General features: G+C 51.7%; 20 protein-coding genes. 1 reads left to right on the forward strand and 19 read right to left on the reverse strand.

Going from position 1 to position 21,332, the window contains the following annotated elements; translation table 11 throughout:
• Positions 1-7: 7 nt before the first annotated feature.
• The 18 genes from IDM48_RS10870 to IDM48_RS11770 all read right to left on the reverse strand — a co-directional run bounded on the left by IDM48_RS10870 (position 8) and on the right by IDM48_RS11770 (position 20,196).
• Positions 8-1,360 carry an alpha/beta hydrolase gene (locus IDM48_RS10870; protein WP_190617429.1) on the reverse strand — a complete coding sequence of 451 codons (1,353 nt, stop codon included), beginning with the start codon at positions 1,358-1,360 and terminating at the stop codon, positions 8-10.
• A 61-nt stretch (positions 1,361-1,421) separates the two neighbouring features.
• A complete protein-coding gene (locus tag IDM48_RS10875) occupies positions 1,422-2,195 on the reverse strand; it encodes a hypothetical protein (RefSeq protein ID WP_190617431.1) in 774 nt (257 codons plus the stop codon).
• A 5-nt stretch (positions 2,196-2,200) separates the two neighbouring features.
• Positions 2,201-2,470 (reverse strand): hypothetical protein, encoded by a 270-nt coding sequence (locus IDM48_RS10880; protein ID WP_190617433.1) that lies wholly within the window; start codon positions 2,468-2,470, stop codon positions 2,201-2,203.
• A gap of 77 nt (positions 2,471-2,547) precedes the next feature.
• On the reverse strand, positions 2,548-3,228 hold the full coding sequence (locus tag IDM48_RS10885) for a hypothetical protein (protein WP_190617396.1): 681 nt from the start codon (positions 3,226-3,228) through the stop codon (positions 2,548-2,550).
• 5 nt (positions 3,229-3,233) lie between these two features.
• Entirely contained in the window at positions 3,234-3,731 is a 498-nt protein-coding gene (locus IDM48_RS10890) for a hypothetical protein (RefSeq protein ID WP_190617397.1), read from the reverse strand.
• A 45-nt stretch (positions 3,732-3,776) separates the two neighbouring features.
• Complete coding sequence (locus IDM48_RS10895; protein ID WP_190617435.1) at positions 3,777-4,877, reverse strand: hypothetical protein; 1,101 nt, start codon at positions 4,875-4,877, stop codon at positions 3,777-3,779.
• 7 nt (positions 4,878-4,884) lie between these two features.
• Positions 4,885-6,420 (reverse strand): hypothetical protein, encoded by a 1,536-nt coding sequence (locus IDM48_RS10900; protein WP_190617436.1) that lies wholly within the window; start codon positions 6,418-6,420, stop codon positions 4,885-4,887.
• A complete protein-coding gene (locus IDM48_RS10905) occupies positions 6,421-6,675 on the reverse strand; it encodes a hypothetical protein (RefSeq protein WP_190617438.1) in 255 nt (84 codons plus the stop codon).
• 85 nt (positions 6,676-6,760) lie between these two features.
• Positions 6,761-7,021 carry a hypothetical protein gene (locus IDM48_RS10910; protein ID WP_190617440.1) on the reverse strand — a complete coding sequence of 87 codons (261 nt, stop codon included), beginning with the start codon at positions 7,019-7,021 and terminating at the stop codon, positions 6,761-6,763.
• Between the two features lie 3 nt (positions 7,022-7,024).
• Entirely contained in the window at positions 7,025-7,669 is a 645-nt protein-coding gene (locus IDM48_RS10915) for a hypothetical protein (protein WP_202939883.1), read from the reverse strand.
• Between the two features lie 5 nt (positions 7,670-7,674).
• Positions 7,675-9,363 (reverse strand): alpha/beta hydrolase, encoded by a 1,689-nt coding sequence (locus tag IDM48_RS10920; RefSeq protein WP_190617442.1) that lies wholly within the window; start codon positions 9,361-9,363, stop codon positions 7,675-7,677.
• 108 nt (positions 9,364-9,471) lie between these two features.
• Positions 9,472-9,777, reverse strand: a complete 306-nt coding sequence (locus IDM48_RS10925; protein ID WP_190617443.1) for a hypothetical protein — start codon at positions 9,775-9,777, stop codon at positions 9,472-9,474.
• Between the two features lie 11 nt (positions 9,778-9,788).
• Entirely contained in the window at positions 9,789-10,622 is an 834-nt protein-coding gene (locus IDM48_RS10930; RefSeq protein ID WP_190617445.1) for a hypothetical protein, read from the reverse strand.
• Entirely contained in the window at positions 10,622-14,965 is a 4,344-nt protein-coding gene (locus tag IDM48_RS10935; RefSeq protein WP_190617446.1) for an FtsK/SpoIIIE domain-containing protein, read from the reverse strand. Before IDM48_RS10935 ends, IDM48_RS10930 begins: the two co-directional genes overlap by 1 nt.
• 3 nt (positions 14,966-14,968) lie before the next feature.
• Entirely contained in the window at positions 14,969-17,110 is a 2,142-nt protein-coding gene (locus tag IDM48_RS10940) for a hypothetical protein (RefSeq protein WP_190617448.1), read from the reverse strand.
• A 34-nt stretch (positions 17,111-17,144) separates the two neighbouring features.
• Positions 17,145-18,962: an RDD family protein gene (locus IDM48_RS10945; protein WP_190617450.1), complete on the reverse strand. Its 1,818-nt coding sequence runs from the start codon at positions 18,960-18,962 to the stop codon at positions 17,145-17,147.
• Positions 18,963-19,109: 147 nt separating this feature from the next.
• Positions 19,110-19,388, reverse strand: a complete 279-nt coding sequence (locus IDM48_RS10950) for a WXG100 family type VII secretion target (protein WP_143592410.1) — start codon at positions 19,386-19,388, stop codon at positions 19,110-19,112.
• 496 nt (positions 19,389-19,884) lie between these two features.
• Positions 19,885-20,196 carry a helix-turn-helix domain-containing protein gene (locus IDM48_RS11770; RefSeq protein ID WP_190617452.1) on the reverse strand — a complete coding sequence of 104 codons (312 nt, stop codon included), beginning with the start codon at positions 20,194-20,196 and terminating at the stop codon, positions 19,885-19,887.
• A gap of 122 nt (positions 20,197-20,318) precedes the next feature.
• On the opposite strand from IDM48_RS11770, the gene IDM48_RS10960 reads away from it, so the two are divergent.
• Positions 20,319-20,828 (forward strand): hypothetical protein, encoded by a 510-nt coding sequence (locus tag IDM48_RS10960; RefSeq protein WP_202939884.1) that lies wholly within the window; start codon positions 20,319-20,321, stop codon positions 20,826-20,828.
• Between the two features lie 54 nt (positions 20,829-20,882).
• Here the strand turns inward: IDM48_RS10960 and IDM48_RS10965 are convergent, their stop codons facing one another.
• Entirely contained in the window at positions 20,883-21,221 is a 339-nt protein-coding gene (locus IDM48_RS10965) for a hypothetical protein (protein WP_202939885.1), read from the reverse strand.
• Positions 21,222-21,332: the final 111 nt, after the last annotated feature.

A 21,332-nucleotide genomic window follows, 5' to 3' on the forward strand; every position in this document is an offset into this window, starting at 1 on the left:
CAACCTCTCACCGAGAATCCTTCGAATACCGATAAACATCCTCCGGCCTCAACTCCTGCTCCGCCATAACCTTGGCACGCAACGAAGCATCAGCAGCCAGTTGTTCATCGCTATAAGGCAAAGCATAACCATTCATATAAGCACCAGGAATATAAGGACGCTCATCACGTATCAACTCCGGCAGCGTTCCACCCTTGGATCTAGTGGTCGCCAAAGCCACCATCGTCAAAGAACTCGTATTCTCCGCAAAATACCCCGCCTCACCAAAATTACCGGCCAAAGCTCCATGAGCATGAGTAGGCACATACACTTTGCCCTCCCCATCCACACCACCCTCAGCAGAAAACTCTTTCGCAAAAGACAACTGATCCGGGGTCTTCCGGCCTGACGGCACAGAACCAGTAGGGGCAGTCATATCACGTTGAGCGTGAGTGAAATACAGATTCTCTTGCCCATCAGAACCTTTATCAATAGGGAATTTACCGGCATTCCCGGCAGCTATAGCCTCGGGAGTCAAGCCTGCTGATCCCACCAGAGCCACACTATTGACTGACGTCTTCAACTGAGGCAGAGCCTCACCCACCATAGTCGTCCCATAAGAATGCCCAATAACATCTACATCCGGTACGTTAAAGAAATCTCGCCGTTGATCCTCAGAAGCATTCCTCACAGCGTCAACTGAAATCGATTCACCAGAAGTAGAAGAGAGCGTGCGGGTCACGTTAAACCCATCTACAGCACGCGCGAAATCTCTTGCTCCTTGCTGGGCCAAGTCTGGTTGAAGAACACTTTGGGAAGGTTGGGTGGTGATGGAATAAGGGGAACCTTGATCCGCACGATGGGCCCGCGACGCATCTAGATTTATAGTTTTTGTTAGATCTGGAGCGTCGTACCCGAGCCAAGCCACCACGGCAAAATCATTTTTAGATCTGTCCGCTACATGTGCTTGTTGGTTCCGAATATTCTTTGCGACCTGAACCTGAGTCGTTGCACCAGCCGCCAAATCATTACCCATACCCGGACCGACAAAACTAGTATTCTTCGCTGTATCCAAATCCCCCACTGACACAGCAGCACGAACATCATTTGTGTCAATCCCATCCTCCTTTTTCAGAGGCGAAATATCTAAAGTAATAATGAATTTATCTTCACCTTGAGATGCACTGCTTAGCTGCTCAAGAGCTTGTTGAGTCCCTGGGGTTAAGGACTCATCCCCTTTCAAATCTTCCAGCAAAGCCCGGTTAGCCTCATCCCGCACACCGTAGGGCACACCATTCAAATTACCCACCACACCAGAAGCATTCTGCACCAAAGCCTGCTGCTGATCAGCACCCAACTCGCCCCACCACTTAGTAGCCATGGTCGTATCCAGCACTGTATCGCCTGTACCTGCCAACGGATACCGCGCCAACTCCGGATGCTCACCAAAAAAACTCCACCAAAGAACCCGCATCAGTACCAGCCAAAAGCTCCAAATACGCCTCATACTCACCCGGCCCATCACCAGCATGAGCAGCAGCATCCACCAGCTCCCGTGCCCTCGACTCCGACAAATTCCCCAGCAGCGTATCCTTCACATCCGCCACCGACACACCAAAACCACCAGCAGAGGACTTCCCATCCACCGACCACAACCCCGACACACTCAACACATACGCCCCCACCACAGCAGAAGACTTCCGCTCATACTCACCCCGCAGATCATCCACCACCTGTTGCGCCGCATCAATTGTTGCCTGAGCAGCAGCCATCTCCTGCATCAACAAAGCCTTCTTCGCCCGTCCCTGCTCATCCTGCTTCTTCTGCCCAGCAGCAAATGCGCCCAACGCACCCATCTGAGCCGAAGAATCCTCCACCGTCGCATGAGCATCCTGCGCCTTAGCCAAAGCTTCATCAGCACGAGTCTGCATCTCGCCCAGATCCTTCTGCCAACCCCGCAAAAGCTCCTGAACCTCATCAAAAGTGCGCGCCATAGACTCCAACGCAGCCTTGCCCTCAGCGGCAACTTGCTCCACCCGACGAACACGATTCGACTCAGCATCATTACTGACAATCGAAGCCAACTTCGCCGCTTGACCTTGAGCATCTGAGGCACGATCACCCCAATGCTGGATCACCGCGCTATACGCCTCAGGATCACCAGGGCACGGATCCCCACCGGTCAACGGGCTCCAATCAGAAGGTCGAGTACTCATGTCCTTTATTTCCCTTCCCCAGCGCCATCGGTAGCTTTAAAATCATCAAACACAGCCTGCGAACCTTCTTGAGCATTCCCCAACGCAGTCACCATCGCGCTCATCAACTGGTCTTCTTGGCCTTTGACTGCATCGGCGTGATGATGCGCCACCGGATCATCACTACCGATAGATCCCACGGTGGAAGAACCATAGCCTTCAAAAACACCTTTGACATCTTTGAACGTGTCAATCAGGTTTTGTAGTAACTCATAACTAAATCTCAGATCAGCCATTGTGAGCTCTTTTCCTTACTTGTTTTCTTCTACACCAGACTGTTCTAACGCGGCATCCACCCACCGGGGCACCCCCGCTAACCCTGGTCCAACTCACCCACACACCGACCCCACACATAATGCAACAACAGATTCAAGGACAAACTATCCTCAGCCTCTACTTCCCACACCGAGCCCGAACCACTCCCCTCAGAAGAACCTTTCAACCTCCACAACCAACCCTCACGGAAAAAAATATGAACCCCACCCGGCAAAGCACTACAATTCACCCGCCACCCACGAGCAGACTCATCAAAAACCCCCGCACTCAAAACCTCAGCTGAAAAACTCGCATCCCTCACCTCAGGCACGCCCACCGCTGGAAGAGACACCCACGACAAGACATGTTGCAACGCATTCTCATGCGTCGTCCGCGAAAAAATAAACTCACCCGTAGCACACCCAGCATCATCAATGACCGCCGCGCGCACAATACTCTCTTCTTCACCCAGGGAAACTCGCAGTACATTCTCCTGCTCAGCATGCAACTGGCACACCGACAACTCACTCGCAGGGCTCCTCACCAGACCTAAGATACGTGTGCCTCCACTAGTGAGTTTCCCGCGCTCATCAAGAATCCCTACCTGCTGTAAATCTGCTCTGACAGACTCAGGCAACGACACCCACGCCTCACCAGCGGCCCCTGCCTGCCCCAACAACTCCCACACCAAATCCGGCAACAGAAGAGTTTGTTCAAAATCATTGTTCGCTAAAATCATCAGAATCAATCCTCATAGAAAGGGAAGTGGTACAGCCTAGTAGCAGGAGAAAACGTTTGAATAATATGAGTACTCAACGAAAACCCGGTATCCGCTAAAGCCAAAGGAACCGTTACCGTCACCGCAGTAGCAACCTCACCCACCAGGGTAAAAAGCTGAAAACACGCCAACACAGCCTTGTTCTGCACCCTCGAATGCACCACCAAGGAAACTTCTTCGGTTTCCGTGAAATACTCACGCTCACCTAAGAGCACGAAGTTTTGCTTTGCGAACCTCTGCCGCAGGGACTCCACTTGGGTGGCAGTATAAGCCTGTAAATCCTGCAGCTCTTCCGGCGGAGCCTCCACCGTGACCACCACGTTTACTCCCGCCAGATACTCCTCTGTTGCCTGAGCAACCACAGCAACAGACTCATTAGCCCCTACATCCACTACCCAGTGCTCAGGAACTGTAAGTTTTACCCCGCTCGTGGGTTCCACATACGTCCTCATCTGCATAACCATCCCTTTCTCCACATCACTACAGAACTCTCGCCACGTCACCGAGGGTTACTGGCCAGAAAAATACTCCCCCTGGCCATGCTCAGGCACCACAGAACCCTCCACCGGCCCCTGTTCCCCGGCGAAATTCTTCCGCACCAAAGACCCAGCCGTCACCGGCAACCACCGCTTCGATTCCAAAGCCTTCACTAACCTGGCAGGCTTAGCCTTCAGGCGCGTCCACCAACCCTGATCCGAGACAAACACAAACGACTGACCCGAAACAGAATCAGGCTCACCCACAGTAATCTGCAACTGCCCCGAATCCAGGCGCTGCAGTTTCACATCAGCAGAAGAAACATTGGCAAAAGAAACCACCCAACTATGCCGACGCACATAATCCTCACCCGCAACCTGCACAAAACTGAGCCGATGCAAATCCACAAACAACTCCACCGTGCGCGTACGAGTCTGCTCCAGATTCGGCTCGGCCGGGAAATACATAGACTTCCGGTAAGAGAGGTCTTCGGCACAGAGGTATTTTTCAGGGATCTCCCCGGTGAACGTAAAAGGCCCAGTAATCGTTCCGCGCAGAGTGTACCGGTGGGTGTGATTGGAGGGGATCTGATCCTGATACATCTGGAAACTGGTCTGCGTGTTGGTGAAGGCGGTGAGTTCGGTGACGAAGGGCTGGTTGGTTTTTCGGATGTTGGTGATGGGCTCTATTGGTGGGGCTGAGCGGGTGTGGAGTCTGTAGAGTCGGGCGGCGTGAATGTGGTGGTGTTTTTTGTGGCGGGTCCAGGCGTAGAGGGTGTGGTGGGTTTCGCGCCACCAACGTGGGCGGGGGCCAATCCAGGGGGCTGGGGAGAAGAAGATGATGACCCAGTTGATGATAAGCCATGCGGCAGCCGCAATCGCCGGTAGGCTCACGAGTAAGGCAAGCAGATTTTGATCTCCTAGGTACTTCATCAACAGAGAACCAATAAATGTACCCAAGAAGAATAGACCAGTACATCCTAGATGAAAGAGATAAAAGTCCATCCAGTAGGGGTCTTTCGTCAGTGCGTAGGTGCGGTTTTTACCGGCACCTAGGAGCGCCCAGCCTCCGAGGCTGATAATGATAAGGACCATCCAGCCAAGATATGCTGGAGTAATTTCAAAGGTTCCCACGATGTATTTATCCTTTTATTCCGTTGTAAACGTTCCCAAAGACGTCAGCCATCCCGTCATCAAAATTCAATTTTTTGGCTCCTTCTTCGCCTGCCCAGCCGCCAATAATGCCACCAGCAATACCACCGACCACACCGCCAACAGCCGTACCCAAACCAGGAACCACTGAACCCAACACAGCCCCCGTAGCAGCACCAGCAGCAGCACCACCGGCTACTCCCGCACCAGTAGTAGCAAAACTAGCTCCAGCAGCACGAGCACGCTTTTCCCCCTCTGACGAGGAAGCGTGCTTATCCTCATCGTAATATTCGGAATAGTTTGATACACCGCTAATGGCATTACCAATCACCGGGATCCTCTTACTGAGTTTCCCGACCATCGGCAGGTGCTTCGCAAAAGCCCCCACCGCACCATCGGCACTCTCCGAAAGAACCTTGGCATTAGTAGCAATCACGTTCTTCGACTCACCCAACCGGTCAAAACTCTTGCTCACCGCATCAATAGGCAAAGAATACTTCGGGAACATCCCCCGCACAGAAGATGCCATCCCCGCAGCTAACTCATCAGTACTACCCACTAACGACTTCGTCGCCTCATCAAGATTGCGCATATTGCCATCCAGAGCGTTCTTGAAGGCCCCCTCCAAATCCATCGTGTGAAGTTTGGATCCAATAAAACCAGAGGTCAGCTTCAGCTTCTCCTTCAAAGGGTTCGGGAAATACACATCTCCCTCAAAACCCGTCAACTTCGCAAACATCTTCGAGGAACCCGCACCAGAACCAGGCCCCAAACCCAACCGGAACGACGAAAGAGCTTTCTCCACCCCACCAATATGAGCAAACAATAAATCGTTATAGAAGAAAGAAGACTTGATACTCCCATCATCTTCAAAAGGAAGCATCGAACGCGTAAACTCCAGAACCGACCCCAACTCAGGGTGCCCCTGCTCAATCTGCCCAATACAAGCAGCGAACCTCCTCCCCAAGGAACTATGAGAAGTCGTCTGCGCGGTGACCGAAGAAAACTCAGGCGCCACATACGAGCCTTGGAAAGATTTCTCCAACTGATCATGACTGACCTTGAGCTGCTCAAAATCAAACCGAGCTGCCCTCAAATCAGATTCGCCATCGGCAAGACCCTCCCGCAGAGATTTTTCTTGACCAGCAGACTTATCACCTTTTTTATCGTCCTTACTCAGACCCTCAAGTGTCCTACGGTGAGAATCAATACTCTGTTGAGCATCTCCAGCTTTTCGCGCAAGCTTCCCCGCTGAATCCTGAAACTGCTGAAGCTGATCAGCCCACCCCTTACACAGCTTCTCCAAAGCTTCTGCAGCCTCTTTAGCTTTGCTAAAAGCCGACTCCATCTCCCCCAGGGCAGAATCGAAATTTCTCGCTGAGACTCCCAGGGCATCTGTTTCTGGTTTCTTGATAGGGTCAAAAGCTTTCGAGACATCACCCCAATACGTGGACAGAGTTTGGAAAGCTTGCGGATCCCCTTTAAATTGTTCACCGCCGAGAGCTCCCCAGTTTTCTCCGCTCATTTATTTACCTCCTGCCTGATCAGCATCTTTCATGTTAGTTTGCACCGTGGTGATGGCTTCTTTGAGGGTGCTGACTTCTTGGTGGGTGGTTTCTACACGGGTTGACCAGGTACTGTTTTCCCCGGTGATAGTACCGGTGGCCTCACCGTAGTCACCGCTGGGTGCCCCGCCGAGGGATTCCAGGGCTCGTAAGGCGTCCTGGGCGCTGGTTTTCCAGGAGTTGAAGTCTTCAGAGGAAAGTTTGAGGGAGGTCATCAGAGGTAGTCTCGTTTTCTCCTCAGGGTGAGCTGAGGTGCGCAGTGAATAGAAAAAGGGAAATAGTGAGGCGAGGGGAGTAGCGCTATGATCCGGCTGCGTCGGCTGTTTTAAACCCGTCAAAAACAGCTTGCGCTGAGAGACCCATCTGAGAAAAATTGGTCACTGCAGAACCGAGTAGCCTATCTAGTTCCCCTAGCGCTGCTTGGTGAGCATCATTTAACGCATCAGAGGTGTTCTCAGCATGAGTTACTGGGGAAGAATGAGCTTGTTCAAAAGAAGTACGACCAGTGTTGAACGTGTCGATAGCGTTTTGGATCTGGTCGTAGTGAATTTCAAGGGACATAGTCTAGTTGCCCTTCGAAGATGCCGCGGAGGGCGTTGTGTTCGGTGGGCTCGAGAAACGCTCCTCAAAATCACCAAGATATTTGGGGGAAAGATTATCGAACTCAGCAGCACACAAAGACTTCATCTGCAGATTTAATAAAACCCGCCCGTCACTAGTCATCACAGCGTAAGTAATCGTTGTACCTAGCGGAGTCGTCACAAAAATCCGTCGCTCGCCCGCGCCTTCAGCTCCCTGCCGAATATCGGTCCACCCTTGAGACCTCCAAAAATCAGCTACTTTCTCCACCTCCGCATCTAGATCAACCCCAGGTTCTTCCACAACTTTTGTCGAAACATGAAGAGTCGCATAGGCAGAGTAGCCTTCTTCCCCTGCAGTACACATCTGCCCCGGTAGGTCATACCGCATATCCGTACTAGCAGAATCCACAGCGGATGTTTCAGCATCATCATAGTAAAACGCTTCATTACCAGCAGCTTTAATCGTGCCATTACGAGCAGTCATCCATTCATCCACCACATCCTGCACCGGCGCCTTAATATAACGCTCAGAGTCTTCCATCTTCTTCTCCTCAACGACCCCAGAACAACCCGAGGCCAACAACACCACCGGGATCAGAGCCACCAAAACTTTTCGATAATTCGACATCTTCATTACTTTTTCCCCCATATAAAATCTAAGGATGGCTGAGGGGGCGAGGGATTAAATACAATTTCATCGGGATTTATCTTCTGAGTCTGACCCGTAGTAATTAAAATCCCGCTACGATAAGAATTCGAGCTCTGAGTGTTATACCCCACCCCATCTTGCGGAAAATCGATATGCCCCTCAGCAGCAGCAAAACGGCCATCCTTCGAAGCCTCAGAGGAAATCTCAAAACTATTCTTCAACGCCCGAGGATCAAACCGTCCGCTACCTGTTTCACCCCAACGAGCAGTATTATCCGCATTCGCCAAAGTTGAATACATTTGCGGACGGCCCTGAGTGTCCTTAGCCAGATACTCCAAGTCAGCTGCATCCGGATTCTCAAAATACTCATAACCCCACCCAGCACCAGCGACGTTATAGTAAGCCTCCACCGGAGAACCTACCTTCTGAATAGTCTGCCCCGCCGTGGTCGAACCATAAGAATGGTTCCACATATAAATCTTCCGATTCTTATCCTCAAACGAAAGATTATTACCCAGAACGTTCAGCGCATCAATAGAGTTAGCGTTCCTCTCTGCTGCTCTATTAGCATCCCCCATGCCAAGTACATCTGCCCCCTGGGGTGTCACGTAGTTAAGGTTAATAATTACCGCATGGTTCATAACATTTTTATCTAGACGGTAAATATCATTTTGATCGTTATAAATCTGCTGAGCCATGCCGTCCATATCCGCACCATCAGGATTCAAATTATCGTACGGATGGCTCTTCATCCCAGGATTGGTAATAGTAACTGCCTCAGCTCCATCTAAATCCCCCAAAGCAATACTGGTCAACACATCATCCGTGGCAACCATGTCATTAGGAAGAACATTGCCCATCCCCGCATCATAAGTTGAGATATCCATATTCGTCAGATCAAGATTAATCAAAGAACGAGGAACACCTTTTTCTTCTTTCGCCAACACAGACCGGATACGCTCCAACGCCGCCTTCGCATACTCCGACGTCAACTCAGGATGACCCACATAAAAATCCAACAACACCCGATTAGCCCGATCCCGATCGGCATACCGCACACCCTCCAAATTCCCCACAAAACCAGGCAACTGAGCAATGAGCACCTCACGCTGCTCCGAGGACAGACCAAACTCCTGAGCCCCATCCGCATTCCACCAATCCCGCACTACCTGAGCATTACCCACACCATCATTTGAGACAGGCACCGGAAGATGCGCCACATCAGGATACTGACCCGCAAAATCAGCAAGCTCAGCAGGAGAGAGCAAAGCCAACTTCTGCAAGTACACCTTCAAAGCTTCAGGATCATCAGCAGCCTTCTGCGAAAGCAGCAACAACTCCTCACTCGACACCGGAGGATTCCCCTGCATAGCTTCGGCCGAACCATCAAACAAAGAACCACCCGAAGCGCTCCTCAAGGCAAAAGAAACATGACTATGATTCGCACGCACCCAAGAAGCAAGATCCCCGCCAGAGACCAAAACATACTCGCCTCTAAGAGCATCAGCCGCTACCCGGTACTCACTAGCAAGATCACGCACCATCTGCCGCTGCTGCTCTAAAACCTGCTGAGCATCCCCCAACTGACCCCTAAACCCATCAATGCTTTTCTGAGCATCCGCACGCTCTGCCCCCTTCTTCATCAGCTCTAAATCAGCAGAAAGACCAGCCACTTTCGCAGAAAACTCCGTGACCTGCTCTTGCGCCTGGGTAGCAAGACGATGAGCCTCTTTCGCCCTGGATTGAACATCGATAAGTTTCCTTGCCCACTCCTGTGCGACCTAACCCATCCGCATCAGCTCAGCTTGAACCTTAGACGTATATTCCGAGCCCATACCCAAGGACTCGTTCAAGTAACGAACCTTGTAACCCTCACCTACGAGCTGACCGGTAGCATGAAAAGAGGCTAGGGCAGCATCGAGAGCTTGAGCTTTGTCCTGCCACATAGAGTGGATGGTTCCCCAGGCGAAAGGGTTTCCAGGGGCAGGGTCTCCTGTGTCGAAAAGTGACCAATCGCTAGGATAATCGCCTACCGATAGGGCTGATGGCGTTGATTGGCTGTAGGAGCCTAGAGTTGATTTCACCATGATCTTTTTCCCTATTTATCTTGTTCCACGCTGCTACCAGCGGGTTGTTCTAATGCGACGTCCACCGCATACGAACCACCCACAACATCACGCAACACAACCTGTGCCTCCCCCAACACCTCACCCGAAACAGAAGAAACCGAACACGACAACGCCTGCCCCTCCCTCAACACCACAAACCCACCGCCACAATCAACCTTCGGCCTCTCACCCAGCTGATCCTCCAGGGCAGAAGCAACCACACCAGCCACCGACCCCCGACTATCCGACAACGGCTCATCCGCCACCGACGGAGAAAGCTTCACATCTAACGACGGCACGCCCTGATCAGAAACACTCTTCACCACCGCCACAGCAGAACGAGGCTCATCCTCCCCCACAAACTTCACCTGGCACGCCGTGCTAGCACCCACCTGCCGAGGCAAAGAATCACCACAAACCACCGACGGATCAGCATGAGTGACAGACTTCAACTCATTACTGACCATGGTCTGTACCTCCTCACCCGAAACAGCAGGAACCTGCGATTCAAGAGCAGGATCCAACACCACATCCACCGCATACCCATCCTCCGACACTGAAGCAACCCGCACCTGCGCAGAACGAGCAGATTCCTCCTCGCCCACAACCACCTCACAAGTAGCTGAAGCACCCACCTCAACCTTCACCTCCGCTGCGCCGCAATCCATCTGAGAATCCTCACCAGTCTGAGCTTTCACCGCTGAAACACCAGCAGACTCCAACTCAGAAGCACTCACTATCTCAGTACCTGCACCGCAACCAGATATACCCAGCGCCGTAGCACCGGTTAAACCCAGCACCATATACAACTTAGAAAAACGCATCAGAAAACCTCTCCACCAGACGCCACCTGAACCAACGTCACCCGGCCATCACCAACATTCACCAAAGCACGCCCCACCGGACGCACCTGGCCCAAAATCTCCTGATTCAAGGCCAACCCAAAAGGCTTACCACTAAAAATAGAGGCCGGATCCAACAGGGCACCATGACGACGCTTGACCAACTCATTCATCCACGACAAAGCACCCACCCGATCCAACTCATCCAAACCATCAGCAGCAATCACCCGTAAACCGTTGTTGTTCAAGGCAGCACCAATTTTCTTGAACTCATCAGTGACGGGGTAATCCGTGATCGCCGAAGCATCATCAACCACCAGCAAAATGTTTTCCATCGCCAGCACCTCACGCACCACCTCAGCAGTAATATCAGCACCAGCATACGAGGCAACCACAGACGGATGAGCAGCAAGCTCACGCAACGGCGAACGCAACGGAGTCATCAACACCACCGGCACCCCCGCATCCAAGCACGACCGCGTCAAAGCCACCAAAGCAGTAGACTTACCCGACCGGGTAGAACCACCCACGATAAAAGTCGGGATATCCATCAAATCCACCGAAACCGGCCCCACATCCTGGCCCCCGATACCCAGCACAGGGCGCCAGGGCACCAGCGCACGTGCACCACCAGCGGCAGAAAGAACCTGAGGATAGGAAACCTTCACCGGTAGATCCTTGAAAACAGCCGGGACATGCACCAACTCAACCGTCCCCTGCGCCTGGATTGCAGACTCACCGATAACGCCCAAAGCCCGCACCTGAGCCTGCGACGACACATCAGCATCCAACACAGCAAACTGAGTCTCACGAGAGGTAGCAGACTCAAAAGCACGCCCCGACCCGATCTTCTCCGGCAACTCACGCGGGGACAGACCAGCCATCGCATAATCCGTCCGATCCGCCAGACGCAGCAAGTATTTATGCTCCACCAGGCTATTAGTGCGCGAAGACAACAAAGAACGATCACCGGCAATAATGAGGTGAATACCTGCCGAAGCACCCTCACGCAGCAACCCCAGCACCGCCTGCCCCACACTGCTTTGGCAGTTATCGCCAATACCGTTGAGGAACCCCTCCCACTGGTCAAAAAGAATGACAATATGAGGGATCTTTTGGTCAGCAGGCACATTACGACGCTGCTCAGAGACTGAAGCAAAACCCGCCGCCGATAGTTGGGCGCGACGCGAAGCCACCTCAGACTCCATTTGAGAAATAAAACGAGTCAGCAACGCACCCTGAGTACGCGAAATCACCGTATTACAATGCGGTAACTGAAGCAGACCCTGCAACCCACCATTACCAAAATCCACCCCGTACAGGTGCACATCATTAGCAGAAACAAAACTCGCGATAGAACCGGCAATAGTACGCAACGCCTGCGTCCGACCAGTACGAGGAGAACCCACGATAAAGAGGTGGGAAAGCTCCTCAAAGTCCAAGCAAGCAGGCCGCTGGTCTTGATCTGCTGGGAAATCCTGAAGCCCAAAGGGAATCCGCGGAAGATCCTCAGCAGATGAGACAGGTAGCTTCGCTGTGACCTGATCCAAGGTGACGATGTCTGCCACCGGATCCAGCCACGGACTGGGCTGGGGCTCAATACCCAGCTGGGTAGCAGCAGCCTCCATAGCGCCTACAAGAACCTGCAAATCCGTCACAGCAGAATCAGCGCCCTTAACCTGGGCACGCTTGGGGAGCGGGTACCCTACTGCCTCCCAGGCAACAACATCCACCACCGGATCCGCCACGACCTCCGTCACAGAAGAAGGACGAGCACCACCAATACGAGAAGACTGAAACGGCAACAAAGGACTCGAACCAGACTTCACATACGCCCGCCCTGGTGTAGAAGTAGAAATCTCCGCCGCATCAGAGGTACCGATCACGTCTTTACTTTCTACAGAATCCGCCATACGCAGCGCAATACGAAGGTTAGTGTTCGCCAAAATATCAGCAGTAATAGCACCCTGAGGCCGCTGAGTCGCCATCACCAAATGAATACCCAGCGAACGACCACGCTGAGCGATATTGACAATACCCGCCACGAACTCCGGCAACTCAGCCTTGAGCGCGGCGAACTCATCAATGACCAACATCAGACGCGGCATCTTATCACCGGTCTCACCGCGCTCACGGGCGGAGGTGAAATCTTCGATATCTTTCGCCCCAACTGTAGCCAGTAGGTGCTCACGACGACGTAGCTCAGCAGCCAAAGAATCCATTGCACGCTGGACGAGATGAGCGTCAAGGTCGGTCACGATACCAACCGTGTGCGGCAGATTCAGAAAATCCTTAAAAGCCGCTCCGCCCTTATAGTCAATGAGTACAAAGTTCAGCTCATCAGGACGGTTACCCAGGGCCAGCGAAGCAATGAGAGTCTGCAACAGCTCAGATTTACCTGAACCAGTTGTGCCTGCAATCAGCGCGTGTGGACCGTCCTTGCGGATATCAATCTCAAAAGCCCCATCAAAAGATTCACCAATGACCGCTGAAGTAGAACGCGGGCTTTGCGCCCACCGCTGGGCCACTAAGTCCGCCTCGGGGTCTTCCATCATCACTGTTGAGAGGAAACGGGCGCTAGTGGGGATAGCAGAATCTGATTCATCACTGGCATCACGGATAGGGGCGACAGCGCGGGCAACCCATTCAAACCAATTCCAGGCTGGTAGGTCGGCAGTGACTTTCTCCAAAGAATCTTCCCGGTCTCGTTTGAGAGTCCATAGACCATGATGTGTAGAAATAATCGCCCGAGACTCTTCTGGCAAGAACCGCTCTTCACTGTCAATACATACCGCGTAGATACCCACGCCAGGGCCTTCGGCCAGAACGCGAGAAGCGCCAGGCCACTGACGCAACTTACGCGCCCCGTCAAAGACCACCACGATGGCGCGGAAAATCTCAGTGTCCTTAGACTGCGCCATCTCCTGCCGTTGTTCAATCATCTGAACTAGCTCGTTTAGGCGTTGCCCGACCGTACGCGTGTCATTCCCAATAGCGGCAACCGCGCCTTTGGTACTGGCAACATGGGGAAGCCATCGCGCCCACTCCCACTCTTTCTGCGAAGTAGCATCAGTTAAAATGACAAGGCCCATATCACGCGGGCTTTGCGTGATAGCCAGTTGAGCTACCATCCATCCCGCGCTGCGATGTACTACATCTGACTCCCCACATAGACCTACGACTCCGAACTGCTGCAAGGAAACCGTAACCGGCACGTCCTTGGCATGTACCTGCTGCGTACGACGGTGGTCCACTTCTTCAGGACGGTACAGGCTCACATCTGATTCGACTTCAGCTACGCCAATACGGATGGTGAGGTGGTCAGGGTCAGTACGACGTCGCTCCCATAACCGCGGACTCGGCATCGTAGCAATCAAACCCGCGGTAGCAGGGTCGGGGCTAGAAAGGCGCCGCTCGTTTGCGAAATCCACCACTGCCTGGTGCAGATCTTCCTCAACTTGTGCCCGAACCTTACGGTATTTGGCCTTCTTTTCCCGGTAGGTGACTTTGCCACTTTTGCGATTACTGAAGTAGTTCGCCATCATCATCACCGGCGACATCAGCCCGAAAATCAAGAAATAGGGGCGTTTCATAACAATCGCCAGCACTACCGCAAGAAGCAGGGGCACCAGCATACCAATCAGTGGCAGAGCCCCTTTAGAACTCATCTCTGGTTCAGTCGGGTATTTGAAATCTGTCTCTCGTGGTTTAGGCATCAGACGCGGTGGGCGGTTGAAGTCAAGCAACCCACCTTTTTCTGAAGCAGAGACAGATGCCTGCGTAAGGCTCTGGGTGATAATTTCAAAGACGTACTCGCCAATACGCAGGCAATGCCCCTGCTCCCATACCACCGAGTCGGTCACCGCCTGACCTTCCATAAACACCGCAGGTGTTTCGGTGGTATTCTCCACACGGCAAGAACCGTCTTCTTGCACGGTCAGAAGAGCAGCAACCCCAGGAATCTGAGGATCTTCCAAGACAACGGTGCAATAAGCATCGGAGCCCACAGTAAATTTTCCAGGGGCAAGGGACCATATTGTTCCTGCTCCAGCACCAGAAACTAGACTCAGCAGAGTTTCAGAATGGTCTGCATTGTGTTCTGTTGGCACCGTTTCATCGCTGCGTGAAGTAGCAGAAATAATGGAGCCCTCCACTATTCCCAGCTCGCCCCAGGTGCGCTGGCTTTCACCAGGCAACGACGAAGTAGCACCTGTTGCACGGGATATCGCAGAAACTACTGACTGCACTGGAGTAGCTTCGTCGGCATCAATAACAAGATGGGAGACTTTTTGCGGTGTTTCTTCCACCGATAAACGAGTCTGCATTACCTAGCTCTCGCCGTCTTGATTCTTTGCAGTTCGGGAAATAAACATACCTGTCAGGGTTCCAATGATGAGGGCTACTACCAGGAGCAAAAGGATGGGCCACCACGGCAGAGACTTATTAAGATTCACTACCGCAGAAGCATTATTGGCAGCATCTGTTGCCCCCGGCAAGGAAGAACCGTTAGTGGGATCAAAACGCCCCTCAGCGTTCTTAGAACCCTGAGCATTCAAGACGCTGGATTTGAGCTGCTGGTTGGGTTCTTTCTGCACTCGAGGATCTTCAGCCTTGATAGAGCTCGCTTGGATCCAGGTAGGGTTCTGATCCAAGGCGGATTCAGTAGCCTCAGGTTTCTTCTCCTGCTTGATGAGAGGAACAGTTTTGACCACCGGTGTATTAGAGCGTTCTAAAACTGCCGGTTCGCTACTGTTCTCTGGTGCTGGCTCTGCTGTTTCCACAGGTTTCGCTGCTGAAGCGGAGGCGGTAGGAGATGGCTGAGCAGGTTCACTCGTTTCTGCAGGGGTATCAGCAGTAGGTTGCGCGCTTGCCGTAGGCACTGGCTGATCAGATACAGGGGAGGAAGTGGGCTCAGGTACTGGTGCAGAGGTAGTCTCTACCGGTGAAGGCTGAGGGGTGACCGGATCAGTAGGCGTACTGGTGGTAGGTGGCGTGAGCACAGGTGCAGTCACCGTAAAAACCTTTTGCGCCAGCAGGCGACCCCTAAATTCGGCCGGAACGTTAGAATCGTTCGGTACTACTGCTTGCAAAGTGTAGCTACCAGCTTCTAAGGAAGCGGTATCGGTCAAAGCAACAGCGTCAAAAGAGCTCCACAAGTTATCTCCAGATGGGCCAGATAGTTCAATGGGCTCATCCGTGATTACTTTTCCATCCTGCACCAGTTGAAGAGTAACCGGATAATTAGCGTAAGAGGGAGCGAACTTTGTACCAGAAATACTGACTGTTTGGTTATCACCGGCAACAATGGAATCTACCGAAGTGCTCAATTCAGCAGCTGATTCACCCAAGATCCCCAAAGTATCTGCAACAGAAATTTTATTCTTCGCATCTTCAGCCGTAATTTTGACCGAAGCACTGCTCATATAGGGGCTGGTGATGACGTAGGCTTTGAAAGCTCCAGTCGCATCTGTTTGCACCGTGAGTGTATCTTGTGCTCCAGATAAATCATCGGTGCTGGGCGTGCCGTTATCTACCCAGGGTGTGAAAGTAACACCAGGAATTTTCTGCCCGGTTTCATTCAGCGCGCTGATAGTCACGGTGGAATTTGGCTCGTACCCACCACCAGCGATAGGCATGACATAACCGGCGGCAGTGACCGGGTACTGTGCAAGAATTTGCGGGTTGTAGTCCTTATCCACGTCGGCAATGTAAACAGTATGAGAGGTATCAATCACCGGCTGACCGTTGTTTTGCACCGGCTTATTCTGCTCATCAAGGAAAGCGATGTGAAGGGCGTATTTACCGTTTTTCTGGTTCTGGGGGATCTCGCATTTGAACGTAACTGAAGGTGTTTGACCATCTACCGTACAAGGTAGAGCATCTTCCTTGGCTCCGTTAGGAGAAATAAGACTCACGGCGATGTGTTGCTTTTCAGGGATACCGGAAATTTCCCCCTGATATGTTTGCCCGGGGCGGGCCGCAGTAGCAGCTACCAGTTGCACAGGCGATACTGCAGTAGGGCTTGGAGTGGGAGAGTTTCTCGGTACTACGGGAGCACTTGTCTTGTTCTGCTGAGGGGTGGAGGATGAGACAGTCGGTGTAGCGCTGGGCGAGGCCGGAGTGGTAGAGGACGATGGTGAGGCAGCGGCTGCCGAGCTAGCAGGTGCCTTTGATGCTTTCTCTAAGGTAGAGGTCGGTGTTGGTGAGCTTGGAACAGCAGCGGGGCTCGGCGTTGGAGCTTCGCTTGCTGTAGTTGAACTTGTAGCGGTAGTAGCTGCTGCATTTGCCGGTGTTGGGCTGGGCTGAGCAGTTTCGGATGCTGAAGCGTTTGGGCTAGCAGAAGTACTTGCGGAGGGGGAAGCACTAGTGGAGGGAGCCGCCATAGCTGACGGTGCGCCCACAGCCAGTAAGAGAGCAAGGGAGGCGGTGCCGGTGTTAATAACGAAGCGGGGGCGTGAGTGTGATGTCATGGTGTCCTCTAAGAATATTTTCGGTGCGGGGTGATTATTTAGCGTATTTTTCGATGCTGTTGGAGTGCGTTTTGACGATGGCCATATCCTGGTTTGCTAGTAGAGGGCTGACCCCGGAGATAGAACTTACTTGTGAAGAAGTGACATACACATTCCCTAAGGTGCTCTCTCCCAAAGCGCCCTCCCCGATTACTGAGATAGGTTTTGTCTCTTGAGCTAGGAGGTCAACGGTTGCTTTGCCTGATTCGACGTCGAAAAGATATCCAGCGTACATCGCTGTAGTCCCGTCAGGGCCCCAGGTGAGTTCGGGGTACGCGCTGATTCGCTCTCGTGTGGTTTCGATGTAAGAAAGTAGGTTACCGGTGTCTGCGGCATAGAAAGCAATGACTACTGGGGTGGAATCAGCAGTACTGTCAGGATAAGGAGACCACAGCGCAACCGTTCGTTGGTCCCCTGTAGAGACAATCCCTGCAAAAGGTAGGGAATCCTTGGGCGAGCTCAATGGATAAGCTGAGATTTCTTGCCCATCTTTACCAGTGAGTTTGATGTCTCCAGCAGAGGTGTAGCTGAGTAGATTCTCTCCGCTGACTGACCCGGGGATAAACCCTGCTGGCACGGTCATTTCTTGAAAACCTTTTTCTGTGAAACGCCATGCCTTGTATTGGTCTTTCGCTTTATCCTTGGAAGCGAAAAGCAGTTCAGATCCTGCCGCATAAGGTTGCGCTCCGGCGGGAATCTTGTCGCTAAAAGGCTCTTTTTTACCGGTGGAGTTTTTCCACCCATAGGCGGTATCGCCAATAGACCAATAGATTCCCGGTTGCCCACCATAAGTAGTTTGAGCTGAAACTTCTACAGATTCTTTGAGAGGAACTTTCGTCATCTCTTTACCGGTCTCTGTAGAGAGGATGCTCAGCGTGCGGTTATCGAAGCTAAAGACGTTTTGCGAAGTGGAAAATACTTTTGCTTGAGGACTCACTGAGTATTTCCATTCAGCCTCGGTCGAGTATCCAGGAAATCCCTGTCCGTTGTAACCACTGATCGGTAGCTTCTGGGACAGCGATGAGGCGAGGACTTCGTGTTCATCGTGCGGAGTGGGCATCTGTGGGTTCAGAGCATGAGCGGCAAAGACCACCGCGGCAATAGTGCCTACGGCGGTGAGAAGGGTCAGCAGTCCCTGCCCCGCAGCTTTCCAGTGCCCTGCTCGGCGGCGCTTTTTAGCTACTTCTTGGTGGTTCGATTCTGTCATGCGCGCAGCGGTCAACGGTTTTACCGTGGGTGGTTCTTGGTAAGCGGCAGACCAGGCTGGGGCAACAGGGGGATATATGGCAGAAGGACCCGGAGAAGGAGCCGCCCACTCTTCGGGATAGGCAGGATAGAACTTTTTCTCTACGTTCAGTGGGTCTTTACCTGAACGGATATCAAGCACGCGGGTGTTGCCTGAACGGTGAGGCCAGGATTCTGATTCCGGTTGTTTCCGGTTCTTGAGTAGCATTCGCAAGGGGGCGATGCCTAATCCGAGTAAACCTATGAAGAAAGAGAACCCTCGGGCGTAAGCATCGGAGAAATCGCCTGGTTTCAATGATTCGGCTCGTAGTGTGCGGATGCCAAGTAAGCGTTTGCCGACTGTTTGGCCGGTGGAAGCGTTTTGCGCTGCAAGAATCAGAGTATAGGCAAGAGTAATCAACCCCACGGCGGAAAGAGTCAACCAACCTACTAATGGCAGGGGTTTGAAAAGATGCGCCTGAATAAACCATAGAGATACCCCTGCTGGTATGAGAATAATCAGCAGGTCAATCAAATATGCCGCGCATCTTTTGAATGAGGAGGCAGGCGCAAGCTGCGTATGGTTCATGAGGGGTGTGGATGCCTTCGGAAGGTGCGTGAGTGAAGAGGTGAGCGAGTGGTGAGGATGAATCAGTTGGTGAAGATGCGGGTATTTTGCATCTTCACCAACTGTTTTAAACCTTGCGAGATTTAAAGGACTGAGCGCAGAGGAAGTTTATGCGCCGTCAGCTGCCTTGAAACGCTCGATAGTGTTCTTAAGGTCCTGCTGGAAAGCCTGCAGCGAAGGGATGAGCTGCTGTGCTTTGGTGTTGAAGTCCTGGTAGTTGGTGCCGAAAGCGCCACTGGATACCTCGGTGGAGAATCCGCCGTCAGGGGAGGTGAGGTTGTTGATGCGGTTCAGCAGGTTGGAGAGGGAGGTTTCGAAGTCGGATGCTGCGGTTTGCAGGTTGGTTGCTTCGGTTTCCATGGCTGCGTAGTCAATTTTGATAGGCATGTGTGTTGCTCTTTCTATAAGGTGCAAGTTTTCTCGTTGAGATCGCCGTTAGCGACGATCTCAACAAGGTGGTTACCGTTCGTACGCGTCTTAGGGGACGGGCACAGAGTTACCCTAACAATTTGAGCAAGTGTATTGACTGATTAACAGGAATATTTCTGTTCTATTTCTAACCTTTCAAGGAACTTTTCCACAAAAATAAATGCTTCTTGAAAGAGGGAAAATTGTTTAGACTAGTCAGCGCAAAATAGAACCGTCTTGAAGAGCGAGTATGAAAATTTTGAGCTTGGGAACTCTAAAAAATAAGACAAATTGTTACGCGTAAATATTAATATGTCCAAGCTCTTTGAATACGAGATCCTCGGAAGGTTCGTCTGACTGCATCGCTAATTACTACACGTTGCACAAGTTGCAGAGGGCGCTTGCTAAGGCAAGAGCTATGGATTATTTCCGGACAAATCGGGAAACTATCCCATGCTCCCTTAACAAGGTAGTTTCAGTGCTCCGCTTCGCCCAGTTTTGATCTGCCGCCGCTCCATTTAATAGGTTGAAAATCTATTTCTTGAGGCGATCTCTCTAGAATTTCCGATGGAGGATAACCTAGGGCGGTTGAAATATCAGCAAGACGCTCGACGGTAAGGCTGATGCGTCCCCATTCGGCTCGCACAATAGTATTTCTGCTGAGACCCGTTTTTTCTGCTAGTGCCTCTTGAGATAAGTGTTTCTCAAGGCGTAATTCTCTAATGTTTGCGCCTATGGTCCGTCGAATGGCTTCCCAGTGCGTCGGTTCGTTTTTCTTCGCCTTCATTGGGTTAAGTAGGCGCGATGTTACACTATTTGCACATACCTAAATAGGTACATGCTAAAGCTATTCACCCATCCCTGAGGAAATCTATGAATATCACCCACGGCCTTCTCGCAGGTTCCATCTTGGGAGTTCTCACCTCCGCCAAAGACTACAAACAAACCGAACAATTAGAGCAATGGGCGCAGCACCTCGGCGCAAAAGATCGAGATCTCATTCTCAATCACGAACCACTACCACCCATCCCCGAGCCAGCAAATCCAGGCGTGTTTATTTTCAAAAAATCTTTTCTCTGGCTTTACGCCGGATTAGCAACCTGGCTTATCCCCACCATTTTGCTAAGTTTCATAGGAGCAACAGTCGGAGCAGAAGGCTTTGGTGCGATACTGATAGCTTTTATTGGAGCTTTCATGGCCTTCTCTTTTTTCTTCTTTGGTCCAGTAGGAATAATTGTGGGTTGCATACTTTTCTGGCGCGAGAAACGAAGGAAGGATCAAGCGCTAGTGCAACACAGCATCAAACAGGGCTACCGTCAGATTTGGGAAGCAAGAGAAGATGCTCGCACCCAACTTGCAACGGGTCGTAAACCAATTCAGTACCTTGAGGCGATTGGGTTAAATCCTCAGCATATTTAAATATCAATAAATTTAGAACCATAAGGATCCATGCTTGTTCAAGCATGGATCCTTCTATCTATTGGTGTCATATACATGCAATCCTCGTAAACCGATAGTTTTTTCAATGTACGCCAAATCTGAAAGATGGAAGAACCTCTCCCCTCTAAGGTATTGATCGAATACTTTTGCCTGGACTCGTTTTTGCCCCCTGGCAAGTTCCATCTGACTCATTCCCTTACTGTGCAAAATCATTCTTAACTCAACGATGTACTGGTGTTGCCATTCCGCGGTTTCCCATATTGAAGAATCGGGTACACGTTTGTCTGTTACTGGAATCAGATTTGCGTCTATAAATTTGCCAAATTGAGTTGGGACTTCCAGGACATCGCGGGGTTGAAATTGTCTTGGCACGGCAGATTTTTCCTGACTTCTTATATGCAGTCAACCCGTACTTACAGTGAGACTGCATTGTAGACTGCATTCTTGACTTCTCAAAAAGAGAATACATGTTCAGCATGCATT

Source organism: Rothia amarae (assembly GCF_014705945.2).
Classification (GTDB): domain Bacteria; phylum Actinomycetota; class Actinomycetes; order Actinomycetales; family Micrococcaceae; genus Rothia; species Rothia amarae.

Bases quoted from the DNA above. Each gene is read 5' to 3' on its own strand.
- IDM48_RS10905 (WP_190617438.1), bottom strand. From the start codon at position 6,675: ATGACCTCCCTCAAACTTTCCTCTGAAGACTTCAACTCCTGGAAAACC.
- IDM48_RS10925 (WP_190617443.1), bottom strand. From the start codon at position 9,777: ATGGTGAAATCAACTCTAGGCTCCTACAGCCAATCAACGCCATCAGCC.
- IDM48_RS10950 (WP_143592410.1), bottom strand. From the start codon at position 19,388: ATGCCTATCAAAATTGACTACGCAGCCATGGAAACCGAAGCAACCAAC.
- IDM48_RS10945 (WP_190617450.1), bottom strand. From the start codon at position 18,962: ATGAACCATACGCAGCTTGCGCCTGCCTCCTCATTCAAAAGATGCGCG.
- IDM48_RS11770 (WP_190617452.1), bottom strand. From the start codon at position 20,196: ATGAAGGCGAAGAAAAACGAACCGACGCACTGGGAAGCCATTCGACGG.
- IDM48_RS10930 (WP_190617445.1), bottom strand. From the start codon at position 10,622: ATGCGTTTTTCTAAGTTGTATATGGTGCTGGGTTTAACCGGTGCTACG.
- IDM48_RS10910 (WP_190617440.1), bottom strand. From the start codon at position 7,021: ATGTCCCTTGAAATTCACTACGACCAGATCCAAAACGCTATCGACACG.
- IDM48_RS10875 (WP_190617431.1), bottom strand. From the start codon at position 2,195: ATGAGTACTCGACCTTCTGATTGGAGCCCGTTGACCGGTGGGGATCCG.
- IDM48_RS10880 (WP_190617433.1), bottom strand. From the start codon at position 2,470: ATGGCTGATCTGAGATTTAGTTATGAGTTACTACAAAACCTGATTGAC.
- IDM48_RS10885 (WP_190617396.1), bottom strand. From the start codon at position 3,228: ATGATTTTAGCGAACAATGATTTTGAACAAACTCTTCTGTTGCCGGAT.
- IDM48_RS10935 (WP_190617446.1), bottom strand. From the start codon at position 14,965: ATGCAGACTCGTTTATCGGTGGAAGAAACACCGCAAAAAGTCTCCCAT.
- IDM48_RS10940 (WP_190617448.1), bottom strand. From the start codon at position 17,110: ATGACATCACACTCACGCCCCCGCTTCGTTATTAACACCGGCACCGCC.
- IDM48_RS10900 (WP_190617436.1), bottom strand. From the start codon at position 6,420: ATGAGCGGAGAAAACTGGGGAGCTCTCGGCGGTGAACAATTTAAAGGG.
- IDM48_RS10870 (WP_190617429.1), bottom strand. From the start codon at position 1,360: ATGGCTACTAAGTGGTGGGGCGAGTTGGGTGCTGATCAGCAGCAGGCT.
- IDM48_RS10890 (WP_190617397.1), bottom strand. From the start codon at position 3,731: ATGGTTATGCAGATGAGGACGTATGTGGAACCCACGAGCGGGGTAAAA.
- IDM48_RS10915 (WP_202939883.1), bottom strand. From the start codon at position 7,669: ATGTCGAATTATCGAAAAGTTTTGGTGGCTCTGATCCCGGTGGTGTTG.